The organism is Sorangium sp. So ce385 (assembly GCF_051474135.1).
Taxonomy (GTDB): Bacteria; Myxococcota_A; Polyangia; order Polyangiales; family Polyangiaceae; genus Sorangium; species Sorangium cellulosum_D.
On sequence record NZ_CP150337.1, the window covers coordinates 702536 to 725118 of the forward strand.

General features: G+C 73.3%; 18 protein-coding genes. 8 read left to right on the forward strand and 10 right to left on the reverse strand.

Going from position 1 to position 22583, the window contains the following annotated elements:
- Window positions 1-140: 140 nt before the first annotated feature.
- Window positions 141-1229 carry a hypothetical protein gene (locus WME83_RS02650; RefSeq protein ID WP_437317688.1) on the reverse strand — a complete coding sequence of 363 codons (1089 nt, stop codon included), beginning with the start codon at window positions 1227-1229 and terminating at the stop codon, window positions 141-143.
- A gap of 10 nt (window positions 1230-1239) precedes the next feature.
- Entirely contained in the window at window positions 1240-3147 is a 1908-nt protein-coding gene (locus tag WME83_RS02655) for a protein kinase domain-containing protein (protein WP_437317689.1), read from the reverse strand.
- 392 nt (window positions 3148-3539) lie between these two features.
- Between WME83_RS02655 and WME83_RS02660 the strand changes: the two genes are divergently transcribed.
- Window positions 3540-6965, forward strand: coding sequence for a DUF2126 domain-containing protein (locus WME83_RS02660; protein WP_437317690.1), 3426 nt, complete (start codon window positions 3540-3542; stop codon window positions 6963-6965).
- A gap of 379 nt (window positions 6966-7344) precedes the next feature.
- The gene (locus tag WME83_RS02665; RefSeq protein WP_437317691.1) at window positions 7345-7551 is read left to right on the forward strand and encodes a hypothetical protein; all 207 of its coding nucleotides are present in this window, start codon (window positions 7345-7347) and stop codon (window positions 7549-7551) included.
- A gap of 200 nt (window positions 7552-7751) precedes the next feature.
- Here WME83_RS02665 and WME83_RS02670 read toward each other — a convergent pair whose 3' ends face one another.
- Window positions 7752-9107 carry a hypothetical protein gene (locus tag WME83_RS02670; RefSeq protein ID WP_437317692.1) on the reverse strand — a complete coding sequence of 452 codons (1356 nt, stop codon included), beginning with the start codon at window positions 9105-9107 and terminating at the stop codon, window positions 7752-7754.
- A gap of 282 nt (window positions 9108-9389) precedes the next feature.
- Window positions 9390-9968 (reverse strand): protoglobin family protein, encoded by a 579-nt coding sequence (locus tag WME83_RS02675; protein WP_437317693.1) that lies wholly within the window; start codon window positions 9966-9968, stop codon window positions 9390-9392.
- Window positions 9969-10328: 360 nt separating this feature from the next.
- Between WME83_RS02675 and WME83_RS02680 the strand changes: the two genes are divergently transcribed.
- Together WME83_RS02680 and WME83_RS02685 are read left to right on the forward strand one after the other, a co-directional pair.
- Window positions 10329-11219: an SDR family oxidoreductase gene (locus tag WME83_RS02680; protein ID WP_437317694.1), complete on the forward strand. Its 891-nt coding sequence runs from the start codon at window positions 10329-10331 to the stop codon at window positions 11217-11219.
- A 144-nt stretch (window positions 11220-11363) separates the two neighbouring features.
- Window positions 11364-12146 carry an alpha/beta fold hydrolase gene (locus WME83_RS02685; protein WP_437317695.1) on the forward strand — a complete coding sequence of 261 codons (783 nt, stop codon included), beginning with the start codon at window positions 11364-11366 and terminating at the stop codon, window positions 12144-12146.
- A 143-nt stretch (window positions 12147-12289) separates the two neighbouring features.
- On the opposite strand, the gene WME83_RS02690 is transcribed toward WME83_RS02685, so the two are convergent.
- The 3 genes from WME83_RS02690 to WME83_RS02700 form a co-directional block, all read right to left on the reverse strand.
- Window positions 12290-15166 carry a kelch repeat-containing protein gene (locus tag WME83_RS02690; protein ID WP_437317696.1) on the reverse strand — a complete coding sequence of 959 codons (2877 nt, stop codon included), beginning with the start codon at window positions 15164-15166 and terminating at the stop codon, window positions 12290-12292.
- Between the two features lie 187 nt (window positions 15167-15353).
- Entirely contained in the window at window positions 15354-16367 is a 1014-nt protein-coding gene (locus WME83_RS02695; RefSeq protein ID WP_437317697.1) for a hypothetical protein, read from the reverse strand.
- A 56-nt stretch (window positions 16368-16423) separates the two neighbouring features.
- The gene (locus WME83_RS02700) at window positions 16424-17359 is read right to left on the reverse strand and encodes an ATP-grasp domain-containing protein (RefSeq protein WP_437317698.1); all 936 of its coding nucleotides are present in this window, start codon (window positions 17357-17359) and stop codon (window positions 16424-16426) included.
- Between the two features lie 253 nt (window positions 17360-17612).
- Here WME83_RS02700 and WME83_RS02705 point away from each other — a divergent pair, with 253 nt between their 5' ends.
- Window positions 17613-18017 carry a GFA family protein gene (locus WME83_RS02705; RefSeq protein WP_437317699.1) on the forward strand — a complete coding sequence of 135 codons (405 nt, stop codon included), beginning with the start codon at window positions 17613-17615 and terminating at the stop codon, window positions 18015-18017.
- A 69-nt stretch (window positions 18018-18086) separates the two neighbouring features.
- On the opposite strand, the gene WME83_RS02710 is transcribed toward WME83_RS02705, so the two are convergent.
- Together WME83_RS02710 and WME83_RS02715 are read right to left on the reverse strand one after the other, a co-directional pair.
- Window positions 18087-18521 (reverse strand): hypothetical protein, encoded by a 435-nt coding sequence (locus WME83_RS02710; protein WP_437317700.1) that lies wholly within the window; start codon window positions 18519-18521, stop codon window positions 18087-18089.
- A gap of 74 nt (window positions 18522-18595) precedes the next feature.
- Window positions 18596-19291, reverse strand: coding sequence for a hypothetical protein (locus tag WME83_RS02715; protein WP_437317701.1), 696 nt, complete (start codon window positions 19289-19291; stop codon window positions 18596-18598).
- Window positions 19292-19377: 86 nt separating this feature from the next.
- Between WME83_RS02715 and WME83_RS02720 the strand changes: the two genes are divergently transcribed.
- From WME83_RS02720 to WME83_RS02730, 3 genes are all read left to right on the forward strand, one after another.
- A complete protein-coding gene (locus tag WME83_RS02720) occupies window positions 19378-20019 on the forward strand; it encodes an O-methyltransferase (RefSeq protein WP_437317702.1) in 642 nt (213 codons plus the stop codon).
- Between the two features lie 113 nt (window positions 20020-20132).
- Window positions 20133-21008 (forward strand): type III pantothenate kinase, encoded by an 876-nt coding sequence (locus WME83_RS02725; protein ID WP_437317703.1) that lies wholly within the window; start codon window positions 20133-20135, stop codon window positions 21006-21008.
- Complete coding sequence (locus WME83_RS02730) at window positions 21005-22069, forward strand: FecCD family ABC transporter permease (RefSeq protein ID WP_437317704.1); 1065 nt, start codon at window positions 21005-21007, stop codon at window positions 22067-22069. The genes WME83_RS02725 and WME83_RS02730 overlap by 4 nt, the downstream gene beginning before the upstream one ends.
- A 93-nt stretch (window positions 22070-22162) precedes the next feature.
- Here the strand turns inward: WME83_RS02730 and WME83_RS02735 are convergent, their stop codons facing one another.
- Window positions 22163-22561 (reverse strand): (deoxy)nucleoside triphosphate pyrophosphohydrolase, encoded by a 399-nt coding sequence (locus WME83_RS02735; protein WP_437317705.1) that lies wholly within the window; start codon window positions 22559-22561, stop codon window positions 22163-22165.
- Window positions 22562-22583 lie beyond the last annotated feature (22 nt).

The following is a 22583-nucleotide window of genomic DNA, read 5'->3' on the forward strand; positions in this document are numbered from 1 at the left end:
GGCCCATCTCGACGTTTTCGGTGCTCAGCGCACCGGAGTGCGCTTCCGCGCCGAAAACGCCGAGCTGGACCCGTCTCCTGTGCGGGTGACCGCCGCTCTGTAACGCGTGTACCAGAGACGGGCGACAACGGCTCTGGACGCTAGAACGCCCCCAGCACGCCGACCCCGCCGCCCTCCGGGCCGAACAGCGGCACCACGCGCGCGTGCACCCGCCCCGGCGCGCTCGCGCCGGCGGCGCTCGCGCCCTCGGAGCCCGACCGGCCCGACGTCAGCACCAGGATCGCCCCCGCGCCGAGCGCGGCGACGCCCACGCCGATGCCGATCGTCGACACGAGCGCCTTGGTCTCCGCCGCGTCGATCTCCGCGCGACCCCGGGGCGTGCACTGCTTGTCCGGACACAGCGCCGGGTCCTTCTCCGCGTCGCTGGCCTGCCCGGCCGCGAGGATCCCGAACACCGCACCCACGCCGAGCACCGCCGCGCCCGCGCCCCCGATCACGAAGCCCGCGGTGCGCAGCCCTTCGCCGCCGCCCCCGCCGGCGCTGCCACCCGCGGCGATCCCGGCGCCGCCGGCGCCGCCCGCCGGCGGCGCCGCGGCCGTCTGCGCGGGCGGCGCGGGCTGGAGCTTCGGGACCGCGATCGTCTTCAGATCCGCGCTCTCGCCGACCTGCACGGTCGTCGACCACACCGAGTAGCCGCTCGCCGTCGCCTCGACCTCGTGCGCCCCCGGATCGATCGGGATCGGCGTGCCGAGCGCGGCCGCGGGGATGTCGTGGCCGTCGACGCGGACCAAGAGGCCGGGCGTGCTCTCCGCCTGGAGCACGATCTTCGAGAGCCTCGGCTCCAGCGCGCCGATGTGCTCCTGCGCGAACGCCTCGCGCGCGGCGTTGCCCTCCTTCTTCGAGGCGAAGAGCGCCTCCTTGAACTGCCCCCACGCGGTCGCCGTCCTGCCGAGCGCCTCGTTGCACAGCGCCAGGTTGAGCAGCGTGCCCGTGCCAGGCCGCAGCCGCTGGCTCTCCGTGAGCTTGGGGCACGCCTCCGCGTACGCCTTCGCCTCCATCAGGCGGCGCCCCTCCTCGAACAGCGTCTGGGCGAGCGTCGGGTCGCTGCTCATGCCCTGCGCCAGAGCGCCCACGGGCGCGAGCAGCGCGGCCGAGGCGAGGACGACCGAGGCGACGGCGAGTCGAGCGCGACGGATCGCGCGGGGCGCAGGCAATCTCGAGAAGATCATGGTGGTGGGCTCAGTGCGGGTCGTTGAGGTCGATGCCTCGGGGAGGACGCTGGGTCGAGGGCGCTGGCGAGGTGCGGGCCGCCGCCCCGCCGCGCCCCGCGGGCGCCCGCGGGGGCGCAGCCCTCGTCGGCGCCGACGCAGGCGCCGCCGCCGAGGCGCTCGCCGCCGCCGAGGCGCTCGCCGCTCCGGTCGGCAGGATCGTCGGCTCCTCCGGCGTCGCCGCCCCGGCGCCGGGCACGGGCGGCTCCGGGCCCGGCGCCGGCGCGGCGGTCGCCGTCGCGCTCGCCGCCTCCGTCGCGCTCGCGGCCTCCGTCGCGCTCGCCGCCGCGCCGCCCGGGTCGTCCGCGCCGCGCCCGCGGAGCATGAACACGCTGACGGCGAGCACCCCGAGCACGAGCGTCGCCGAGAGCAGCGCGATCGCGATGACCACGGCAGGGGAGGCGGGCAAGCCGGGGAGCCGGCGCCCGTCCGAGGAGATGCCCAGGTGGGTCGACGAGGCGAAGGTCGCCGCGGCGCGCGAGCTCATCGGCGCGCTGTACGGGCCGGGGACGATCTGCTGATGCGGCGAGAAACCGTCCGGCGGCACCGGGCTCGGCCTGCCGCCGTCGCCGGACGGCGCCGGGCTCGGCCCGCCGCCGTCGCCCGGCGGCACGCCCGGCGACGACCCCCGGGACAACGGCGACGGCGGGTGCGGGAACGGCGTCGTCGCCGAAGCGACAGCGACCGGCGTCGGCGGCCGGGAAAACGGCGACGGCGGGTGCGGGAAGGGCGTCGTCGCCTGGGCGACCGGCGGCGGCCGCGAGAGCGGCGACCCCGCGCCGGGCAGCGTCCCGTTCCGCGGCGACGGCGCGGCGTCGGCGTGACCGGCGGCCCCGGGCGAGGGGAGGGCCGGCCACGACGGCTCGCGCAGCGCCGGCGCCGAGGCCCGCGGGTCCACGGAGGAGAACGAGGGCTGCGACGCCCGGTGCCCGCCGGCGGCCGCGGCGTGCAGCGACAGGCCGCCCATGCGCGCGATCCGGACGAGCGTCGGGTACGTGCGCGCGGGCGCGAACGGGGCGAGCGCCACGACGAGCTCGGCGACCGACGCGTACCGCTGCTCGCGATCGCGGGCGTAGGCCTTCTCGAGCACGGTCGCGAGCGGGGCGGGCACGTCGGGGCGCAGGTCCCGGAGCGGCGTCGGGGTGCCCGTCAGCACCTCCGAGCAGAGCTGCGGCAGCGTCTCCGCGTAGTACGGCTGCCGGCCGGCGAGCAGCTCGTAGAGCGAGACGCCGAGCGCGTAGATGTCGGTGCGGTGGTCGACCGAGCGCGTCTGCCGCATCTGCTCCGGGGACATGTACAGCGCCGAGCCCAGCGCCGCGTCCGTGCCCGTCAGGACGTCGACGGCGGTCGTCATCTTCGAGATGCCGAAGTCGAGCACCTTGACGAGCGGCGAGCCGTCGGCGCGCGCCGTCAGGAACAGGTTCGCCGGCTTGAGATCGCGGTGCACGATGCCGATCCCGTGGGCCTCGGCGATCGCCTCGCTGCCCTGGACGATGTAGTCGACCGCGTCCTCCAGGCCGAGCACGCCCTGGTCCCGGAGCAGGCGCGCGAGATCGCTCCCGGTCAGGAGCTCCATGACCATGTACGGGGCGCCGTTCTCGAGCGTGCCGACGTCCGAAACCCGGGCGACATGCTCGCTCTTGATCCTCATGCCCGCCTTGGCCTCGCGCAGGAAGCGGGCCGACCCCTCCGGGTGCTCGGTGAACGCGGGCAGCAGGAACTTCAGCGCGACGTGCTCGTCGAGCACGATGTGCCGCGCCTCGACGACCACCCCCATGCCGCCCTGGCCGATGATCCGCTCCACGCGGTACTTGCCGGCGAGCACGGTCCCCGGCTCGACCGGGGCCAGCGAGGGCTGTTTCGTCTCGGAACCCGACACAGCGCGCGATGATCACCGCTTCGCCCTCGGACGGCAAGCGCGCGGCGCCCGCGCGGGGCGTCGCGCGGCACGGCAGGCAGAACAACGCGAAAGATGCAGCGACGCGGGCCGCCGCGCGCCCGCGCCGCAGCACGGTTGCGCCGTTGCTCGCTCGTCGCGCTGCGCTCCTCGCGCCTGCGGCACGGCCGCGCCGCGCTCGTCGCGCCCCGCGGCACGGCCGCGCCGCCGCTCGTCGCGCTCGCCACACCGCCGCGCCTCGCGCCGCTACACCGCCGTCTTCCGGCCGAATCCTTCAGGAAACGAAGGCGTCGTACGTCCGGAGCGCGTCGCGGAGGGCGAGACGGAACGGGGTCACTTCTGGTTGGATAGGACCACCCTCGGAGACAACCACCGTGCGCCTGCTCATCCAGCACCGGACCCGTTACACGTATCCCCGCCCCGCCTCGCTCGGCCCGCACCTCATCCGCCTGCGGCCGGCGACGCACGCGAAGGCGAAAATCGAGTCGTACAGCCTCAAGATCGACCCGCCCATCGCGGCCCACTGGCAGCAGGACCCGTACGGCAACCACGTCGCCCGGGTGCTCCTGCCCGCGGGCGAGCGCGTCCCGCACTTCGACATCCTCGTCGAGCTCGCCGTAGACGTCCGCCCCGTCAACCCGTTCGACTTCTACCTCGACGAGCGCGTCAAACAGGTGCCGTTCGCGTACCCGGCCGAGCTCAAGCAGGACCTCGCCCCTTTCCTCGACAGCGCCGATCCGTCGATCGCCCGCGGGCCGCAGCTCGACGAGTTCCTCGCCGGGCTGCCCTCGAAGGGCGACACCGTGTCGCTCATCGTCGCGCTGAACGCCGCCGTGAACCGGCGCATCAAGTACGTCATCCGCGAGGAGCCCGGCATCTGGACGCCAGAGGAGACGCTCGCGCACGGCCGCGGCAGCTGCCGCGACTCGGCCGTGCTGCTCATCGCCGCCCTGAGGTCGCGCGGCCTCGCCGCGCGCTTCGTGAGCGGCTACCTCGTGCAGCTGACCGACGAGGGGATGATTCCCGACCAGCCGCGCGGCGTCAGCCGCGACGTCGTCGACCTGCACGCGTGGGCCGAGGTCTTCCTGCACGGCGCCGGCTGGATCGGCCTCGACGCGACGAGCGGACTGCTCTGCGGCGAAGGCCACATCCCGCTCGCCTGCACGGCCTCGCCCGCGCTCGCGGCGCCGGTCGAGGGCACGAGCGACACGCGCGCGGCCGACGTGCTCTTCGAGATGAAGGTCGGCCGGCTCGGCCACGAGCCGCGGCCGACGACGCCCTACGAGGAGCCCGTGTGGCAGGAGCTCCTGTCCGTGGCCGACCGCGCCGACGAGCGGCTCGCCGCCGCGGGCCTCACCCTGACCATGGGCGGCGAGCCGACGTTCAACTCGCGCGAGTACCCGGACGCGCCGGAGTGGCGCGAGGGCGCGCTCGGCCCGACCAAGTGGTCGCAGGGGCTCCGGCTCGCGCACGAGCTCCGCCGCCGGATGGCGCCGGGCGGCATCGTGCTGCTCCGCGCCGGCAAGCACTACCCCGGCGAGAGCCTGCCGCGCTGGGCCCTCGAGATCGTCGGCCGGCGCGACGGCGCCCGCCTCTGGACCGAGATGTCCGGGGCGCGCCACGCGGACCCCGCGACCTCGACGGGCCGCTCGCCGCGCGCGAAGAACGTCGCGCTCTCGCGGAGGTTCGCCGAGGCGCTCGCGGCGCGGCTCGGCCTCTCCGAGTTCCTGCTGCCGGCCTACGAGGACCCCTGGCGCCACCTCCAGGACGAGGCGAGCCTGCCCGTCGACGTCGACCCGCTCACGGCGAACCTCGACGACCCGGAGGAGCGGCGGCGCCTCGCGCGCGTGCTCGACCGGGGGCTCGGCAGCGAGGCCGGCTTCGTCCTGCCCCTCGCGCGCCAGTGGGGCGCGTGGATCAGCGAGCGCTGGGGCTTCCGGCGCGGGCACCTCTTCCTGCTCCAGGGCGACGGCGCCATCGGCCTGCGCCTGCCGCTCCGCTCGCTGGTCGCGGTGGCCCCGCCGCCGCCGCTCGAGGAGCTCGTGTCGCCGCCCGACCCGCGGCGCGGCGATCCCGAGGCCGACGAGGAGGAGGAGAAGCAGCGCCGCGTCGAGATCGTGGAGGGCGACGGCGCCCCGGAGCACGCCGAGGCGGCGCGCGCCCGCGCGGCGCAGCGCCACGCCCATGACGGCGAGCGCGCGGTGCACGCCCAGCGCGCCGCGCCGGCCGCCGGGCGATCGGGCTACGGGGTGCGCACGGCGCTCTGCGTCGAGACGCGCGACGGCGCCGTCCACGTCTTCTTGCCGCCGCTCCTCTCGCCGGCCGACTTCTTCGAGCTCATCGCCGCGATCGACGCGACCCGGCAGGAGACGGGCATCGACGTGCTGCTCGAGGGCTACCCGCCGCCGCCCGGCGCCGACGTGCTCCGCTTCTCGGTGACGCCGGACCCGGGCGTGCTCGAGGTGAACCTCCCGCCGACCGACGGGGTGCGCAAGTACGCCTCGCTCCTGGAGACGGTGTTCGACGCGTCGCTGCACAGCGGGCTGCACTGCGAGAAGTACCTGATCGACGGGCGCATGGCGGGGAGCGGGGGCGGCCACCACCTCACGTTCGGCGGCCCGACGCCGCTCTCGAGCCCCTTCCTGCGCCGGCCGGATCTCCTGGCCAGCCTGCTCACCTTCAACCAGCACCACCCGTCGCTCTCGTACATGTTCGCGGGCCTGTTCGTCGGCCCGACGTCGCAGGCGCCGCGCGTGGACGAGGCGCGCCACGAGAACCTCTACGAGCTGGAGATCGCGCTCGCGCGCGCGTTCGAGCGCCGCGAGGGCGAGCCGCCGTGGCTCTCGGATCTCCTGTTCCGCCACCTGCTCGTGGACATGACGGGCAACACGCACCGCGCCGAGGTGAGCATCGACAAGCTGTTCGATCCGCAGACGGCGCACGGCCGGCAGGGGCTCATCGAGCTGCGCGCCTTCGAGATGCCGCCGCACTTCCGGATGGCGGTCGCGCAGACGCTGCTCGTCCGGACGCTCCTCGCCTCGTTCGCCGAGAAGCCGTACACCGGCCAGCTCGTGCGCTGGGGCCAGGCGCTGCACGACCGCTTCCTCCTGCCGTATTACCTGTGGCGCGACTTCGAGGACGTGCTCGCTTACCTCGAGCAGCGCGGGCTCGCCCTGCCCGCGGACGCGTACCGCCCGTTCATCGAGCTGCGCTGCCCGGTGGTGGGCACGCTGCACGCCGGCGACGTGATGCTGGAGGTGCGCAACGCGATCGAGCCGTGGCACGTGCTCGGCGAGGAGCTGACCACGTCGGGCACGTCGCGCTACGTGGACTCGTCGATGGAGCGCATCGAGGTGCGGGTGAAGGGGCTCACGCCGGAGCGCCACACGGTGCTCGTGAACGGCCACGTGCTGCCGCTCCGGCCGACGGGCACGGCGGCGGAGTTCGTGGGCGGCGTGCGGTTCCGCGCCTGGGCGCCGCCGCACAGCCTGCACGCGCACATCGGCATCCACCACCCGATCCACCTCGACGTCGTCGACACGTGGGGCAAGCGCTCGATCGGCGCGTGCGCCTATCACGTGTGGCACCCGGAGGGCCGCGCCTTCGACGCGGCGCCGCTCACGCGGTTCGAGGCGGCGGCGCGGCGGGCGCAGCGGTTCACGATCGAGGGACAGACGCCCTGGCCGGTGGCGGGGAAGCCGGCGGCCCCCCACGGCGACGCGCCGTACACGCTGGATCTGCGGCGCTATCCGATGGACCGGCCGCCGCCGAAGCCGCCGGTGCCCGAAGACGAGGGGTGATCGGACCGACGTGGGAGACGAGGTGAGCGCCTGGACGGATGTCGGGCGCTCACGGTCGAGGCAGGTGTGACATTCGATCTCACCGCGCCCGAGCCGCGCTGAAGCCGGGGAAATCCCGGACATCGAGGGGCCGAGCCCAGCCGCGGCCCGCGCCCCTGTGGCGATTTGCCTTGGAGTGACGTGCTGCGTCTACCGGCCGCGGCGGCTCGATGTCCGCCGCAGGGCTCGTCGCGCGCGGCGCCGCGCCTCTCCCCGGCTCGCGAGAGCGCGTGAGTCGCGCGGGAAGGGTGATTGGTACGCCCCCTGCTTGGTGAGTCGATGTCCCCTGCATCGCATGCGGACAGTACACCACGAAGGAGGACAACCCATGATTCGCAAGATGTTGGCTATGCTTCTGGTCTCCACGGTTCCCCTGGCGGCGGGCTGCTTCGTCGACGCGGACGACGACAAGCCGGGCGAGGGCGACGACAGCTGTATCACCACGTGCTCGACCGAGCGCGAAGACTGCATCTCGGCGTGCGATGACGACGGCGATTGCGTCTCGGCGTGCGAGGAGGATCACGACTGCGATTCTCTGTGCGTCTGAGCGACGAGCGCGCGCCGAGGGCGCGGAGCGCGCCTTGATGGCCCGGAGCGCGCCGTGCTGACGCGCGGCGCGCTCCGCTGGAGAGCCGTCAGCGCGCAGCTCCATGCGTAGATGGCTGCTGGCTCCCGCTTCCAGGCTGGATGGCCCGGAGGCGGGAGCGCTCCATTTCGGGGCCGCGATCGGCCGGGCGCGTCTGCGGCTCAGCGCGGCCCGGGCAGGCGCCGCGAGAGCCACGCCGAGAGCGAGGGGCCCTTCCGGAGCGTGAGGCGCATCGGCTTGATCCCGGAGGCGAAGGCCGCCTCGGCGAGCGCGGGAAGGAGCGCCTCGTCGATGTTCTTGAGGGCGACGACGCGCTCTTCTCGCCGCTCGATCCAGACGGGCTCGCCGTCCTCGGCCTGCCCGAGGCGCGGCTCGCCCTCGTCGAGCGCCGCGCCGCCGTAGAGCTGCCACATCGCGGCCTCGACGCTCGCCGCGGCGGCCGCGTCGTCCCACGCGGACGCCCACGCGGTGCCGGTCGCGCCCGTCTTCCGGTCGCGCACGAACAGGGCGCGATCGCCGTCCCAGGTCGCGGCGAGCGCGCGCAGGCCCCCGAGCTCCAGCGCGCCGTCGAGCGGGCGCAGGAGCAGGTAGGAGAGCCACTCGCCGAGCGAGTCCCAGTCGAGCGCCTCCAGCCGATCGGCGAGCTCGGCCGGCACCTCCTCCAGCCCGACGCGCACCACGGGATCCTGGCCGTCGAGGGTGAGGATCTGCTGGGTGGTGGCGGGGATGCGGTCGGAGAAGAGCGCGTCTTGCCGTGACCAGTCGAACGGGAAGGCCCGGTCGGGCGTGGGCGACGCCGCGCTCGCGCCGCTCAGGTTGTGGGCGCAATACTCGAACCCGAACCCGTAGGCGAACGACGGATAGTCGACGAACAGGGCAGGGAGCTCGTTCGCCTCGAGGATCTGCTCGCCGGCCGCCTGGGCGGCGTCGATGATGCCGGCCCAGTTGAGCTGGTCGAGATCGGCGTCGTTGGTCTCCTGCATGAGGAAGCGCACCTCGGCGAGCATCGCGTCGCCCTCGATGGCCGCCCTCAGCGCGAGGTGCGCGTCGCTCGTCAGCGGAGCGTCGAGGAGCTCTCCGAGGTCGAAGTGCTGGTCCTGGAGCCCGTGGACGTACTCGTGGACGAGCACGTTGTCCTCCACCTCGCCGATGAGCGAGATCGCCTTGGTGTCGGTCGAGTACCAGGCGGCGAACACGTCCATCGACTGGCCGAAGGCGGCCTGCAGGTCGGTGTCCGGCGGGAAGAAGCCGAGTCGGCCGTAGGTGGCGGCGAGCGTGGCGAGCGCTTCCTCGTCGATCGCGTCCGCGGCCTGCTCCGCCTCGGCGTCGACCTCGGCCCGCGAGATGGTGCGGACCGGCACCTCGCGCTCGAACGACAGCTCGCGCACCTGTTCGGCGCGCATGGCGAGCCAGGCGAAGCGGCTGGGCTCGGGGTCGTCCCCATCGCCGCAGCCGGCGGCCAGGGGAAGGGACGACATCAAGAGGACGAGCGCTGGTTGTCTGAACGATCGACGCATGGCCTTTCACCTCGCAGGCTCGCGTGGAGCCGGGTCCGTGGAGGCCTCCGCTCGCGGCCTCCGCGCTCTTGGCAAGCGGCGATCATCGCCCGACCCGACGGCGCGTTCCAGCGGCGCGCCCGGATGGCACGATTCTCACGGGGGGCGCTCGCGCGCGCGTCCGGGGTGCCGTGGCCGGGCGCGGCCCGCGCCGCATCGGGCCTCACGCCGCGGCGTGGCCAGAGGCGGGCGCGCGGCGATCGTGGCCAGAGGCGGCAGCCTCGTTCTGGGGGCCAGCGCGGCTCAGGCCGCCTGGACGTAGTGGCGCGAGAGGAGATCGTTCTGGATCCAGAGCAGCTTGTTGAAGGCGCGCAGCGTGCGCACCTCGGTCTCCCGGTCCAGGCCGAGGGACAGGATCGTCTGGAGCAGGGCGTCCGACACGAAGCCCATGAGCGCGTTGATCTGCACGAGCGGGACGACGATCTCTGGATTGCCGGCCTTGGCCGTGTGGATCCGTCCCACCATGTCGAGGTAGGCGACCATCTTCGGGTCGTACGGGTGGGTCACGAGCCGGACGAGGTAGTCGGAGAGGTGCTTCTTGCGGAACTGGATCTGCTCGTGGCTCAGGGTGAGCGACAGGACGTCCGTCGGCCCTTGCCCCTCGTAGCCGTGCTGCTTCGGCACGAAGTGGCGCTTCGTGGCGTCGTAGAGGAACAGCTTCTCGTACACCGCGTCGACGAGCCCCTGGACCTTCGGGGCGAGGTGCAGCGCCGCGCCGTGGATCGCGGCGATGTCCGCCTCTCCAAAGCCGACGAACTCGATGAGATATCCGAACCGAACTTCGAGATCCGACTCCAGCAGCTTCTCGTCGATGTGTTTCATGGCAAACCGATGCTCCTCTCCGCCTCCGCGTGGGCGGCGTGCTGCGGGACAACGCAAGGCGACGACACCGGAGCAGCTGTCCGCTGTCAAGCCTTGACTGGCGGGCCGCCGCGGGCTCATCAGGACGCGGCGTCGCGCGATCGATGCCGTGGCGTCGCGCGATCGAGCGCGGAGAGGCGCGCCCGCGCCGCCGGGGCGCGCGGCGGCGGCGGAGCTCGCGGCGCGCGCGGCCGGGTAGGGGGAGCTCCGATCCGGAGTGCAGGCTGCGACCGATGGTCGGGCTGGCCTGGCGTCCTTATTGCCAGGTACCGCTGGGAGCGCGATCGGCTTCCCACCAGAGGACAGCGGGAAGGAGGAGGCATGCAGAACACTGGACCGAGCGAGGATCCGAAGGGCGCGGGCCCGAAGCCGCCTTTCGAGGGCAAGAGCCAGGACCGGCCGGGCATCGAGGCCAAGATGGATCCGAGGCCCGATTACGGCGAGTCGTCGTACAAGGGCCTCGGCCGGCTGAAGGACCGCGTCGCGCTGATCACCGGCGGCGACAGCGGCATTGGCCGCGCCGTCGCGCTCGCGTTCGCCCGGGAGGGGGCCCACGTGGCGATCGCGTACCTGAGCGAGCACGAGGACGCGAAGGAGACGGCGCGGGTCGTGAAGGAGGCGGGGCGCGAGGCGATCACGATCCCCGGCGATCTGGCCGACGAGGCGCATTGCCGGAAGGTGATCGAGGAGACGGCGCGCAAGTTCGGGCGGATCGACATCCTCGTGAACAACGCGGCGGAGCAGGGCAAGGCCGCCGAGCGGTTCGAGGAGATCGACGCTGCGCGCGTCGAGCGCACCTTCCGCGTCAACATCATGGCGATGTTCCACCTCGTCCGGCACGCGCTGCCGCACATGAAGGAAGGGAGCTCGATCATCAACGTGGCCTCGATCCAGGCCTACCAGCCGAGCCCGAACATCCTCGACTATGCGTCGACCAAGGGTGCGATCGTCACCTTCAGCAAGGGTCTGGCGCAGGACCTCATCAAGCGCGGCATCCGGGTGAACACCGTCGCGCCCGGCCCGGTGTGGACGCCGCTCATCCAGCAGTCGTTCCCGGAGGAGAAGGTGGCCAGCTTCGGGAAGGACTCGCCGATGCAGCGGCCGGCGCAGCCGGTCGAGCTCGCTCCAGCGTTCGTGTTCCTGGCCTCGAACGAGGCCACCTACATCAACGGCGAGGTGCTCGGGGTCACGGGCGGCAAGCCGCTCGCCTAGCGCCGGCTCGGCCGATCAAGCTCGTCCTCGACCCGCAGGAGGGCTCACCGAGCCGCCCGGCCCGGCGAGGGGGTCCCTCGCCGGGGGCCTCGTCGCCGGGCTCGACCCATGCCAATGGACGCCAGCCACCCGAAGAGGACGAGCATGAAGAGAGCCAAATCGAAGGACGGCACGGAGCTGGCGTACGATGTCCATGGCAGCGGGCCCGCGCTCATTTACATCACTGGAGCTAGCTGTTTCCGCTCCTTCAAGCCGGTCCTGCAAGACGCCAAGGAGTTTGCCAAGGAGTTCACCGTCTACAACTACGACCGCCGAGGGCGCGGCGACAGCGGCGACACGCCGCCGTACTCGATAGAGCGCGAGGTCGACGACATCGAGGCCATGATCGACGCAGCCGGCGGCAAGGCCAACCTGGTTGGCCACTCCTCCGGCGCCGTGCTGGCCCTCGAGGCTGCCCTGCGCCTGGGCGACAAGGTCGACAGGGTGGCGATGTACGACCCTTCCTATGTGCACGACGAGGCAGAGAAGGTCACGTACGGTGAGTTGAGCCAGCAGGTGCAAAGGCTGCTCGATGGGGGCAAAAACAAGGAGGCGATGCGCGTCTTCTTGAAGGGCATCGGCATGCCTGGCGTCTTCGTCTGGCTGCTGCCCCTGTTCCCTGGCTGGAAAACGATGGTCGCGCTCGCGCCGACCCTCGCGTACGACATCGCCTTGACCAAGGACCTCCCGCCGGTCGAACGGGCCGCCCGGGTCGCCGTGCCGACGCAGATCATCGTGGGCGAAAAGAGCCCGGCGGGTATCCACGACGTCGCGAGCCAGCTGACGAAAGCGATCCCGAACGCGAGGTTCGAACGGCTCGCCGGCCAGGACCACATGGTCAGCGCGAAGGCTTTGTTGCCCGTGCTCTCGCGTTTTCTCAAGCCGTAATCCGGGGAGGAGCCCCCATCGATTCACCGGCGGCGAGAGGGCGCCGGCCCGGGCTGGGAATCGGGCGGCTCAGCCCCTGATCCGTGCGTTGATGAGCTGCATCCCGGGAGTCTCGTTCAGCGGGAGCAGCCGGCGATCGGAATTCACCGCGGGATTGCCGCCCTGGAGCGGCGGAGCCTCCGCCGGAGGGCGGCCCCGGCCACAGCGAGGTAGATGGCGCTCGCCCCGCCGCCGGGCGCCCTTGGCCCCACGGCGCAGCCGGTGTCTACCGGCTCGCCCGCTCCGGGGCCGCTCGACGTGCTCGTCGAACCCGGGCCTCCATCGCCGCCAGCGCCCGCAGCGCCGCTGGATGCGGTCGCCGTCCCCGAGCCGCCAGCGCCGCTGGATGCGGTCGCGGTCTCGGAGCCGCCCTCCCCGCCAGCGCCGGCGGTGGTGCTCGTCGAGCTTCCGCTCGCCGAACCGCCGCCCTCGTCCCCGGCGCCGCCATTGCCGCCCTTGCCGCCTGCACCAGCGTCTTCGCCGCCGGCGCCGCCCATGCCGCCAGTGCCCGAATCACCGCCACCGGCGCTGCCGACGCTGCCAACCCCGGAACCGCCGCTGCCAGCGCCGCCAGCGCCGGAATCGCCGCCACCGGCGCCGCCAGCGCCGGGCTCAGCCCCGCCAGCACCGGGATTACCGCCGCCGGTTCCGGGCTCAGCCCCGCCAGCACCGGAGTCCGCGCCGCCAGCGCCGCCCGTTCCGGGCTCAGCCCCGCCAGCGCCGCCCGTTCCGGGCTCAGCCCCGCCAGCGCCGCCCGTTCCGGGCTCAGCCCCGCCAGCGCCTCCCGCGCCGCCGGCGCCGCCCTCTCCGCCAGCGCCCGTGCTGCAGCCGTTGTCCCCGGGGCCGTACCACCGAGGATCGTACAGCTCCGCGTCCTTGTTGGGGCCGACGATGAGGACATGACCGCTCGGCAGGAGCACGGACGCGGAAGCGAAGTGAGAGAGCAAGGTCGACGGGGCGGGTGTCCAGGAGTTCGTCGCGGGGCCATACACCTGGGCTGTCGTGCCTTCGATGACGAGCACCTCGCCTGTCGGCAGCAGCAGGGCGACGTGACCGAAGCTCGACACCGGGCTCATGGGCCCCGTGGGCGTCCAGACGTTCGTCACGGGGTCGTAGACCTCTGCGGCTCCACCGACGACGAGCACGCGACCGTCCGCGAGCCGCGTCGCCGTGGGCTTGCCCCGAGGCTCCGCCATGGGCGCCGCCAGAGACCAGCTCTGGGTCGCGGGATCGTAGATCTCGGCGCTGGCGAGCGGCTCCGCGGTCGAGATCTCGTAGTCGTCGTATCCCTGCATCCCGCCGACGACCAGGACCCTGCCGTCGTTCAGCAACGTCGCCGCGTGCTCCGCCCGGCCTGCATTCATCGACGCGACGGCGACCCAGGTGTCGTCGGCCGGACGATACAGCGCAGCCGATCCGGTCCTGTGGACGAGATACGGCTCCATCGGGTAGTCCGCCACCGCGCCTCCCGCGATGAGCACCTCGCCGCTTCCGAGCAACGTCGCCGTGTGGTTGGTGCGACGCTCGTCGTCGGGGGCGGCCAGCGTCCAGGCGTCCGCCGCCGGATCGTAGATCTCGTTGTGCAGATCCGTCTCGAGATCGTCGAAGGCGCCCCCGCTGAGCAGCACCCTACCGTCGGCGAGGCGCGTCAGGTCGGGGAAATACCGCGCGAAGCTCAAGGGCGCCGCCAGCGAAAACGTCATGCTCGATGGATCGTAGAGCTCGGTCGTCTTCGTGGTGGCGCTGCCGCCCGCGATAAGGATCTTCCCGCCCTCCAGCGCCACGGCCTTCGCGTAATTCCGGTTGACGTTCAGGGGGCCGAGCTGCGTCCCCGAGGGCGGCACCGACGGGTCATAGATCGCGGCGCCCGGCGCGCTCGAATCGCCGCCGACGAAGAGGACCCGTCCATCCGAGAGAAGCGTCGCCGTGGCGCCGCTGTGGCCCATCTCGGCCCTGGGCGCCGTCGAGAAGGTGCGCGTGCTCGGATCGTAGAGCTCGGGCGGCTGGGTGCCAGAGATGAAGACGCGCCCATCGCACAGCCGCGTCGCCGTGTGCGAGCCGCGCCGCACGCTCATCGTGCTCGCGACCGACCATGCGTTGGCCTCGGGATCGTAGAGCTCGGCCTCGGCCTCCCAGCCGGTCACCAGCACGTCGCCGTTCGCCAGCAACGTCGCCGTGGGCAGCTGCCTGGCGCGGAGCATGGCCGGCCCCGCGGTCCACGCGCCCGTCGTGGGATCGTAGAGCTCGACGCTGGACAGCATGCCGGCCCCGATGACCCTGCCTCCCGCGAGCAGCACGCGGCCGTCCTGCAAGCGCGCCGCCGCGTGATCCCTGCGCACGCTCGACGCCGCAGGCGTCGGCGACCAGGTGTCCGACACGGGGTCGTAGAGCTCGGCGGCGGCAGACGGAGCGGCGCCGGCCGGAGCGCCCCCGGCGGCGAGCACCCGCCCGTCGGCGAGCAACGTCGCGGTGTGCGCCGAGCGCTCCGAGGTCATGGTCGCGGCGGGGGTCCACGCGTCGGTCGCCGGATCGTAGAGCTCCGCCGTGGCGACCCACTCGGCGCCGTCCGTGGCGCCGCCCGTGACAAGCACCCTGCCGTCGGCGAGCAAGGTCGCCGTGTGACCCGACCGCGGCGCGCTCATCGGAGCAGCGGCCAGCCAGGCACCGAGCGCGGGATCATAGATGGCCGCGCTGGCGAGGTGGACGTGCGTCGACGAGCCCTGCCGTCGCCACCCGCCCGCGACGAGCACCCTTCCGTCGGGCAGCAAGGTCGCGGTGTGCTGCGCGCGGATCGTCGCCTCCGAGGCCGCCATGACGGTCCATGACGGGGCCACGAGGAGCGGCGAGGCCGTCGCCTCGACGTCGAGCGCCTCGCCCGAGGGCGCCGCGCAGCCGAGCCCGCATGTCAGTTGGATTGTCCAGAGCAGCGCCACCCATCGGGCGAAGCGACACCCAGCCCAGGAAACTAAGCGTGAGCCCATACCCTCCTCGATTCTCGAGAATGCGTCGCCTGCGAACACGTCGGGACGGCCGCCCCGCGCGGCCGGCACTCCTCGGGTGCAGCGCGCGTCGCGAGGATTCAGGAGATCGCGGCGGAATCTTGCCGGTCGGCTCGAGCCGCATCTCGGGCGGGCCGAAGGCGCTCTCGCCGCAGGCGTGTCCGGATCGTCACGGGCGCGACGGCCCGCGCGGCGCCGGCCGCTCGGGGGCCGCCTCGCGGGCGAGCGCCGCCTGGAAGCGCTCGGGATCGTCATCGACCTGGATCATGTCGCCGGTCCGCGAAGCTTCTTTGCTCAGGGCCACGACGAGCTGCAGGAGCTTCGAGCCCACGAGGATCCGGACGCGGGAGATCGTCGCCCGGTTCGCGGCGAAGAACGCGGTCCACGCGTCGCTGACGCCCGGCGCCGCCACGGTCACCGCGCGGACGTCGACGAACAGCGCGGCCGGACCGAAGCGCGCGATCTCCTTGCGGACCTCGTCGAGCGGGAGCTCGCCGAACTCACCGCCGTCGTGCCCCGCGATCGCGATCAGCATCACGCCCGGACGGAGCCGCCGGAACGTGTACGAGCAGCGGTCGTTCGCGAGCTGCACCGCGCCGTCCGCCAGCACCTCGCGCCGGATCGCGGCGCTCGCGGTCGCGCCGGCGACGCCCGCTGGCGCCGCCCCGGGGCCGACCGCGGGCTCGGCGGCGCGCGCGGGCTCGGCGGCGCGCTCGGGCTCGGCGGCGCGCGGAAGCCCCGGCTGCGACGGCGCCCGCGCCGGCGCGGGCGCGGCGCTCGCGACCGCCTCCTCGAACCGCCGCGCGTCGGACTCGACCTGGATCAGCTCGCCGGTGCGCGAGAAGAGCTTGGCGACGTCCACCACGAGCTGGACGAACGGCGTGCCGACGAGGATCCGGACGCGCCGGAGCCGATCCCGGTTGGCGCTGAAGAAGCGCGTCCACGCGTCGCTCACGCTCTCCGCGGCGAAGGTGGCGTCGCGCGCGTCGACGTAGAGCTCGATCGGAGGATAGCGCGCGATCTCCGCCTGGAGCTCGTCGAGCGGCGCGTCTCCGAGGCCGCCGGTGTCGCGCCCGGCGATGGTCACGAGCATGGCGCCGGGGCGGAGCCGGCGGAAGACGAAGGAACAGCCGTCCTTCGCGAGGCGGATCGAGCCGTCGCCCAGGATCTCACGGTGAATCATCGCTGTCCCGCCGCGCCGACGCCCATGCCTCGTTGTCGCACGGCGCGCGCGCAGGTTCAACGAGGCGGGGGCGGGCCGGCCGCGCCGGCGAGCGCCGCGGCGCGATCAGCCCCGATCCGCGCGACGACCGCCTCGCAGAACCGACGCGCCGAGAGCGGGCCGCCGTGCTCCAGGTACAGGTACGGCTCGATCAGCTCCACTTCCATGACCTGCAGCCGCCCGTCGCGGATGAAGCCATCCACCCGCGCATACGCCGTCTTCCCGGGCAGCGCCCCGACGACCGCGGCGGCCTGATCGAGGAGCGTCGGCGGCGGCTCCTGCGCCGTGACCGTCGCGCCGAAGGTCGCTTGCGTGCGGAAGTCGCCGCGGCTCGGCACCTTCAGGAGCGCATGGCTGAACTCGCCTCCGAAGAACAGGAACGACCACTCGCCGTCGCGCGGGATCTCCGGGAAGAACGGCTGCACGAGGAGCCCCGAGTCCCGCAGGATCACCTCGATCTGCTCGGCCACCCCGCCCGCGTCCGGCGAGCTCGCGCGGAACGTGCGATAAGCGCCGGCAGAGATCGCCGGCTTGAACACGAGCTCTCCCCACCCGAGCGACGCGAGCTCGGCCCGGAGATCGCGCGGGCCGCCCCGGTCGACGTACACGAGCGGCGCGACGCTCACGCCGGCGCCGCGCAGGTCGAGGAGGTAGCGCTTGTCGCTGTTCCATCGGACGAGCTCCAGCGGGTTCAGGAGGCGGGCCCCGACGTCGCGCAGCCGATCCAGCCATGCAAAGAACTCGATCGGCCGCTCAGCGTAGTCCCAGCAGGCCTTCGGGAGCACCGCGTCGAAGCGCGCCCAATCCACCTCGGGATCCCTCCACGCCGCCGTCGTCATCTCCGCGCCCAGCCGCGCGAACTCCCGCGGCAGCACCCGGGTCTCGTCCTGCTCCCCCGGGCGCGCGGCCATGAGCTCTCGGTACCCGTCCATCACCACATAAGCGATGTTCACCGTATGTGTCCCTCCTCGCGCGCCGCGGCGCCCTCGCCGCCACGATGTCCCCCGTGCCGCGCGGCCGTCAAGGGCCCGAGGCGCTCTCGAGAACGACGATGTTCCGGCGCGATCGGCGCCAGCTCGCCCGGCGCCAAGGTCGTCGGTCGGGCACGCGTCGGGGGCTACGCCGCCCGCCGAGATGGAGTACAGTCGGGCCTCCAGGCCGCCGAGCGTTCGCGCGCGAACGCCCATCTTGCTAGGAGGCTCACAGATGAAGAAAACGTACGCAGGGAGCTGCCACTGCGGCGCGGTCCGCTTCGAGGCCGATATCGACCTGAGCGCCGGGACCAACAAGTGCAACTGCTCCATCTGCACCAAGACGAGGAACTGGAACGCGATCATCAAGCCGGACGCGTTCCGGCTGCTCGCGGGAGAGGAGGCGCTGAGCGACTACCAGTTCGGCATGAAGGTCGGGCACCACCTGTTCTGCCGGCACTGCGGCGTGCGCTCGTTCGGGCGCGGGTACGTGGAGCAGATCGGCGGCGACTACGTGGCGGTTCAGCTCGCCTCGCTCGACGACGTCGATCCCGGGGAGCTCCTCGCCGCGCCGGTCCGATACGCCGACGGGCGCCACAACAACTGGCAAGCTCCACCGGAAGAGACCCGGCACCTGTGAGCATCGCCGCCGCTGCCCCCGGTGGACGGGGTGGGCAGCCCGGCGAGGCGTCCCGCGCCGCCAGGGCCCCTAAGGGCTCTTGAGCTGCGTCAGGTCGACGCGGACGCCCAGGTGGAGGAGCGCGTCCTCGGGCCGGGTGAAGGTGCTCACGGGCGTGACAACCCCCCTCGAGAGCCGCCCCACCTGGAGCACGCCGATCGCGCTCCTCAGGATGACCGCCGCCCTCTTGAACCCCTGGAGCAACCGCGCGTGCGCCTGCCCGAACGTCACCTCGAACCCGTCGTCATTGCGCATCGGCGCGTCCCGCGCGTCCACGAGCAGGAGAGAGCGCGGTCGGGAGATGCTCCGGATCGCCTGCTCGATGCGCCGGAAGCTCTGCTCGAGCTCCTCGATGCTCGGATAGGGCACCGACGACCGCCGGATGAACACGAGCTGCTGGGTCGGATCGTGATGGACGGCCGTGTACGGGTCCCGCTCGATCTCGCGCAATCCGTGGAGAGGCACGCGCAAAGGTTAGGCGCATTGCAGCCCCACGTCGACCCCCGCGGCGCCGCCGCGGACGACGGCGCCGCGGCGGCTCACCCACCCTCACACTCGGCGTCGCACTGCGCCCCTTCGCACGCCGACACCTCCGCTGCCGCCGGCGCGCCGCTCTCGTACAGCATCGCGCACAGCTCCCGGCACGCGGCGTCGCCCGCGGCGCACGTGTCGGTGCACGCGACGAGCGCCCGGCACGACGGGTCGGCGGCGCACGCGTTCATCGCGGCGGCGCACCGCGCATACCGGCAGGAATCGCACGCGGACAGCGGGGCGCGCGACGGGCACTGCACGGCGCACCGCTCGGCCGCACAGCCGCCTTCCAGCGAGACGCCGGAGATGCCCTCCCGGTGCGCGGTCATGCACGTCTGCCGACAGGGCTCCTCTGCCGGATCGCACCCGAGAAGGCAGTTGGCCAGGGCGGCGCACTCCGCGCTCCGCTGGCACGCGCAATAGCTCTCCTGGCAGCGCAGCGCGAGGCACGTCGTGCAGGGATCGCCGAGCGAAGCGCAGGCGTACTCCGCCTCTCCGCCCGCCCCGCCGCCGGCCGCCGTGGAGCTCGCCCCGCCGGTTCCCCCGGCGCCGCCCGCTCCCCCCGCGCCCGCGCCGCCGGACCCGCTCGCGCCGGCGCCGCCCGCGCCGCCGGATCCGCCCGTCCCGGGGCTGTCCGGCGCCGAGCCGCAGGCCGCTGCGAGGAGCGCCACAACAGCGCACGTCTTCCAGGAAGAGCAGGTCATGGTCGACGCTACCCCGAAGTTCGCCGGCAGCTCAAGGTGGGGTGACGGGCCCGCGTGCTACCGTGGCCCCACAAGGAACCTCCACGATGGCCCCCCTCCTCGATCGAGACCTGGAGCGCTACGTCCACGACCACACCGAGCCGCCTCCCGCGCTCCTCGACGAGCTGCGCGAGCACACCCTCGCCAGCGATCCGCGGGCGGGCATGCAGGTGGGGCGGGTCGAGGGCGCCCTGCTCAAGCTGCTCTGCGCCCTCATGCAGGCGCGCCGCGTCCTCGAGATCGGCACCTTCACCGGCTACTCGGCCCTCAGCATGGCCGAGGCGCTCCCGCCCGACGGTGAGCTCATCACCTGCGACCGCGACCCTGACGTGACCCGCGTCGCCAGGTCGTTCTTCGACCGCAGCGAGCACGGCAAGAAGATCCGGATCGCGCTCGGCGACGCGCTCGAGACGATCCGCGCCCTGCCGGCGAGCCCGGCGTTCGATCTCGTGTTCATCGACGCCGACAAGGAGCGGTATTCGGCGTACTTCGAGGAGGCCCTCCCGCGCGTCCGCCGCGGCGGGCTGATCGTCGCCGACAACACCCTCTGGGGCGGCGAGGTCCTCGCCCCAGAGACCGCGGACGGCCGCGCCATCGCCGCCTTCAACGACCTCCTGGCCCGCGATCCCCGGGTCGAGAAGGTCATGCTCTCGGTGCGCGACGGGGTGACGCTCGCGCGCAAGCGCTGAGGGAAACCGAGGGAAATCGAGGGAAACCGAGGAGACCGCCCCGCCCGCGGGCCGCCGCGCGCTTCCGAAATCCCTCCGTGATTTCCAGCGCGCGGCGCTAGAGTCCAGCCAGCATGCTGCTCGCCATCGACGTCGGGAACACGAACATCAGCTTCGGGGTGCTGGAGGGCGAGGTGCTGCAGCACCACCTCCGCTGCGAGAGCGCGCGCTCGCGCACCGCGGACGAGTACGCGGTGCTCGTCCGGCAGATGCTCGACCTCCGCCGCGTCGACCTCGCCCGCATCGACAGCGCGATCATCGCGAGCGTCGTGCCGACGCTGACCGACACGATGGTGGGGCTCGTCGAGCGGGCCTTCGGCATCGAGCCGCTCGTCGTGGGCCCGGGCATCAAGACCGGCATGGCCATCCTCTACGAGAACCCGCGCGAGGTCGGCGCCGACCGGATCGTCAACGCGGTCGCCGCGCACGAGTGGATGAAGCGGTCGCCCGAGCCCGCGCCGCCGCCCGAGCCCGGCCGGGGCGATCACGCCGCCTCCGGCGTCATCGTCGTCGACTTCGGCACGGCGACCACGTTCGACTGCGTGACCCCGAAGGGCGAGTACCTGGGCGGCGTCATCGCGCCGGGCATCCAGATCAGCGCCGAGGCGCTCTTCTCCCGCGCCGCGCGGCTGTCCCGCGTGGAGATCGCGCTCCCGCCCCGGGTCGTCGGCCGCAACCCCGTCCACTCGATGCAGTCGGGCATCGTGTACGGCTACGCGGGGCTCGTCGACGGGCTCGTGAACCGCCTCCGGCGGGAGCTCGGCTACCCGTGCCGGGTCATCGCCACGGGCGGCCTGGCGCGGCTCATCGCGCCGCAGACCGAGACCATCGAGGTGGTCGACGACGACCTGACGCTCACCGGGCTGCGCCTCATCTACGAGCGGAACGCCGAGCGCGGCAGCGGGTCGTCCCTGCATCCGCCCGCGGCGGGCGGAGGCGGCCAGGGTTGACGGCGCCCGCGCCCGGCCGCGCTCCTCGACCCGCGCTCGCCCTCGCCGCGGCGCCCGCGCCCGGCCGCGCTCCTCGACCCGCGCTCGCCCTCGCCGCGGCGCCCGCGGCGCTCGCCCTCGCGCTCCTCCTCGCCGTCCTCCTCGGCGCCGAGCCCGTCTCGGTCGAGCGCGCCCTCGCGGGCCCGGGCCTCGACCGGACGCTCCTCCTCGACGTGCGCCTGCCGCGCGTGCTCCTCGCGGCCATCTCCGGCGCCGGCCTCGCGGCCGTGGGCGCCGCCTTCCAGGCGCTGCTCCGCAACCCGCTCGCCGAGCCGTACGTGCTCGGCGTCTCCGGCGGCTCCGCGCTCGGCGCCGCGCTCGCGATCGCGCTCGGCGTCGGCTCGGCGACCGTCCTCGGCGCCACGCTCCTGCCGGCGGCGGCGCTCGCCGGCGGCCTCGTCGCGACGGTGCTCGTCTACGCCATCGCCCGCGGCGCGGCCGAGGGCACCTCCGGCGCCTCGATGCTCCTCGCCGGCGTGATCGTGAACTCCATCGCCGCCGGCCTCATCACGTTCCTCAAGACGATCGTCTCCCCCTCGCGCTCCCAGCAGCTGCTCCGGTGGCTCATCGGCTTCGTCGAGCTGCCCACGGCCTCGGTCCTCCTCGGCGTCGCCGCCTACGTCGCCGTCGGCTGCGCGGTGCTCCTCGCCGACGCCGCGCGCCTGAACCTCCTCTCGCTCGGCGACGAGTCGGCCGGGACCCTGGGCGTCGACGTGCGCGCCGTCGAGCGCCGGATTTTCTTCGCGTCCTCGTGCGTGGTCGGCGCGATCGTCAGCCGCACCGGCCTCATCGGCTTCGTCGGGCTCATCGTCCCGCACGCCGTCCGCCGGCTGGCCGGCGCGGATCACCGGCGGCTCCTGCCGCTGTCGCTGGTCGCCGGCGCGGTGCTGCTCACGACGTGCGACCTCCTCGCGCGCCTCTCGTTCCGGTGGCTCGGCACGGAGCCGCCCGTAGGCGCGGTGACCGCGGTCCTCGGCGGGCCGCTGTTCCTCGCGCTCCTCCGGCGCTCGCCGCGCCTGTGAGGGCGGCGCGCCGGGCCGCCGCGAGCGCGACGCTCGGCCGCCGCGGTCGCGCGCTCGGCCGCCGCGGTCGCGCGCTCGGCCGCCGCGGGCGCGTCAGGCCATGCCGAGGAGCTTGTTCATGCTGGCCTCGTCGGCCGGCGTGAACGGGTAGCGATCGAACTCGGCGCTCGTGACCCACCGGAACGCGTTCACGGCCAGCGAGGCGAGCTCGCCGCTCTTGATGTGACACTCGTAGAGGTACAGGTCGACGATGTAGCGCTCGTACGGGTGGCTCACGAACGAGATCAGCTGGCCCACCTCGATCTCGACGCCGAGCCGGTGCCGGACCTCGCGCTTGAGCGCGGCCGCGTCGGTCTCGGACTCTTCCACGCGCCCGCCGGGGAACTCCCAGAGCATCGGCAGCACAGCGGTCGGGCGGCGCTGGGTGATGAGGTACCGGCCGTCCTGTTCGATCACGGCGGCGACCACGCGGATGGTGCGGACCATTTCCATGGCGAGTGCCTCAGGGATGCCC

Bases quoted from the DNA above. Each gene is read 5' to 3' on its own strand.
- WME83_RS02650 (WP_437317688.1), bottom strand. From the start codon at position 1,229: ATGATCTTCTCGAGATTGCCTGCGCCCCGCGCGATCCGTCGCGCTCGA.
- WME83_RS02665 (WP_437317691.1), top strand. From the start codon at position 7,345: ATGTTGGCTATGCTTCTGGTCTCCACGGTTCCCCTGGCGGCGGGCTGC.
- WME83_RS02670 (WP_437317692.1), bottom strand. From the start codon at position 9,107: ATGCGTCGATCGTTCAGACAACCAGCGCTCGTCCTCTTGATGTCGTCC.
- WME83_RS02675 (WP_437317693.1), bottom strand. From the start codon at position 9,968: ATGAAACACATCGACGAGAAGCTGCTGGAGTCGGATCTCGAAGTTCGG.
- WME83_RS02680 (WP_437317694.1), top strand. From the start codon at position 10,329: ATGCAGAACACTGGACCGAGCGAGGATCCGAAGGGCGCGGGCCCGAAG.
- WME83_RS02685 (WP_437317695.1), top strand. From the start codon at position 11,364: ATGAAGAGAGCCAAATCGAAGGACGGCACGGAGCTGGCGTACGATGTC.
- WME83_RS02690 (WP_437317696.1), bottom strand. From the start codon at position 15,166: ATGGGCTCACGCTTAGTTTCCTGGGCTGGGTGTCGCTTCGCCCGATGG.
- WME83_RS02695 (WP_437317697.1), bottom strand. From the start codon at position 16,367: ATGATTCACCGTGAGATCCTGGGCGACGGCTCGATCCGCCTCGCGAAG.
- WME83_RS02705 (WP_437317699.1), top strand. From the start codon at position 17,613: ATGAAGAAAACGTACGCAGGGAGCTGCCACTGCGGCGCGGTCCGCTTC.
- WME83_RS02715 (WP_437317701.1), bottom strand. From the start codon at position 19,291: ATGACCTGCTCTTCCTGGAAGACGTGCGCTGTTGTGGCGCTCCTCGCA.
- WME83_RS02720 (WP_437317702.1), top strand. From the start codon at position 19,378: ATGGCCCCCCTCCTCGATCGAGACCTGGAGCGCTACGTCCACGACCAC.
- WME83_RS02725 (WP_437317703.1), top strand. From the start codon at position 20,133: ATGCTGCTCGCCATCGACGTCGGGAACACGAACATCAGCTTCGGGGTG.
- WME83_RS02735 (WP_437317705.1), bottom strand. From the start codon at position 22,561: ATGGAAATGGTCCGCACCATCCGCGTGGTCGCCGCCGTGATCGAACAG.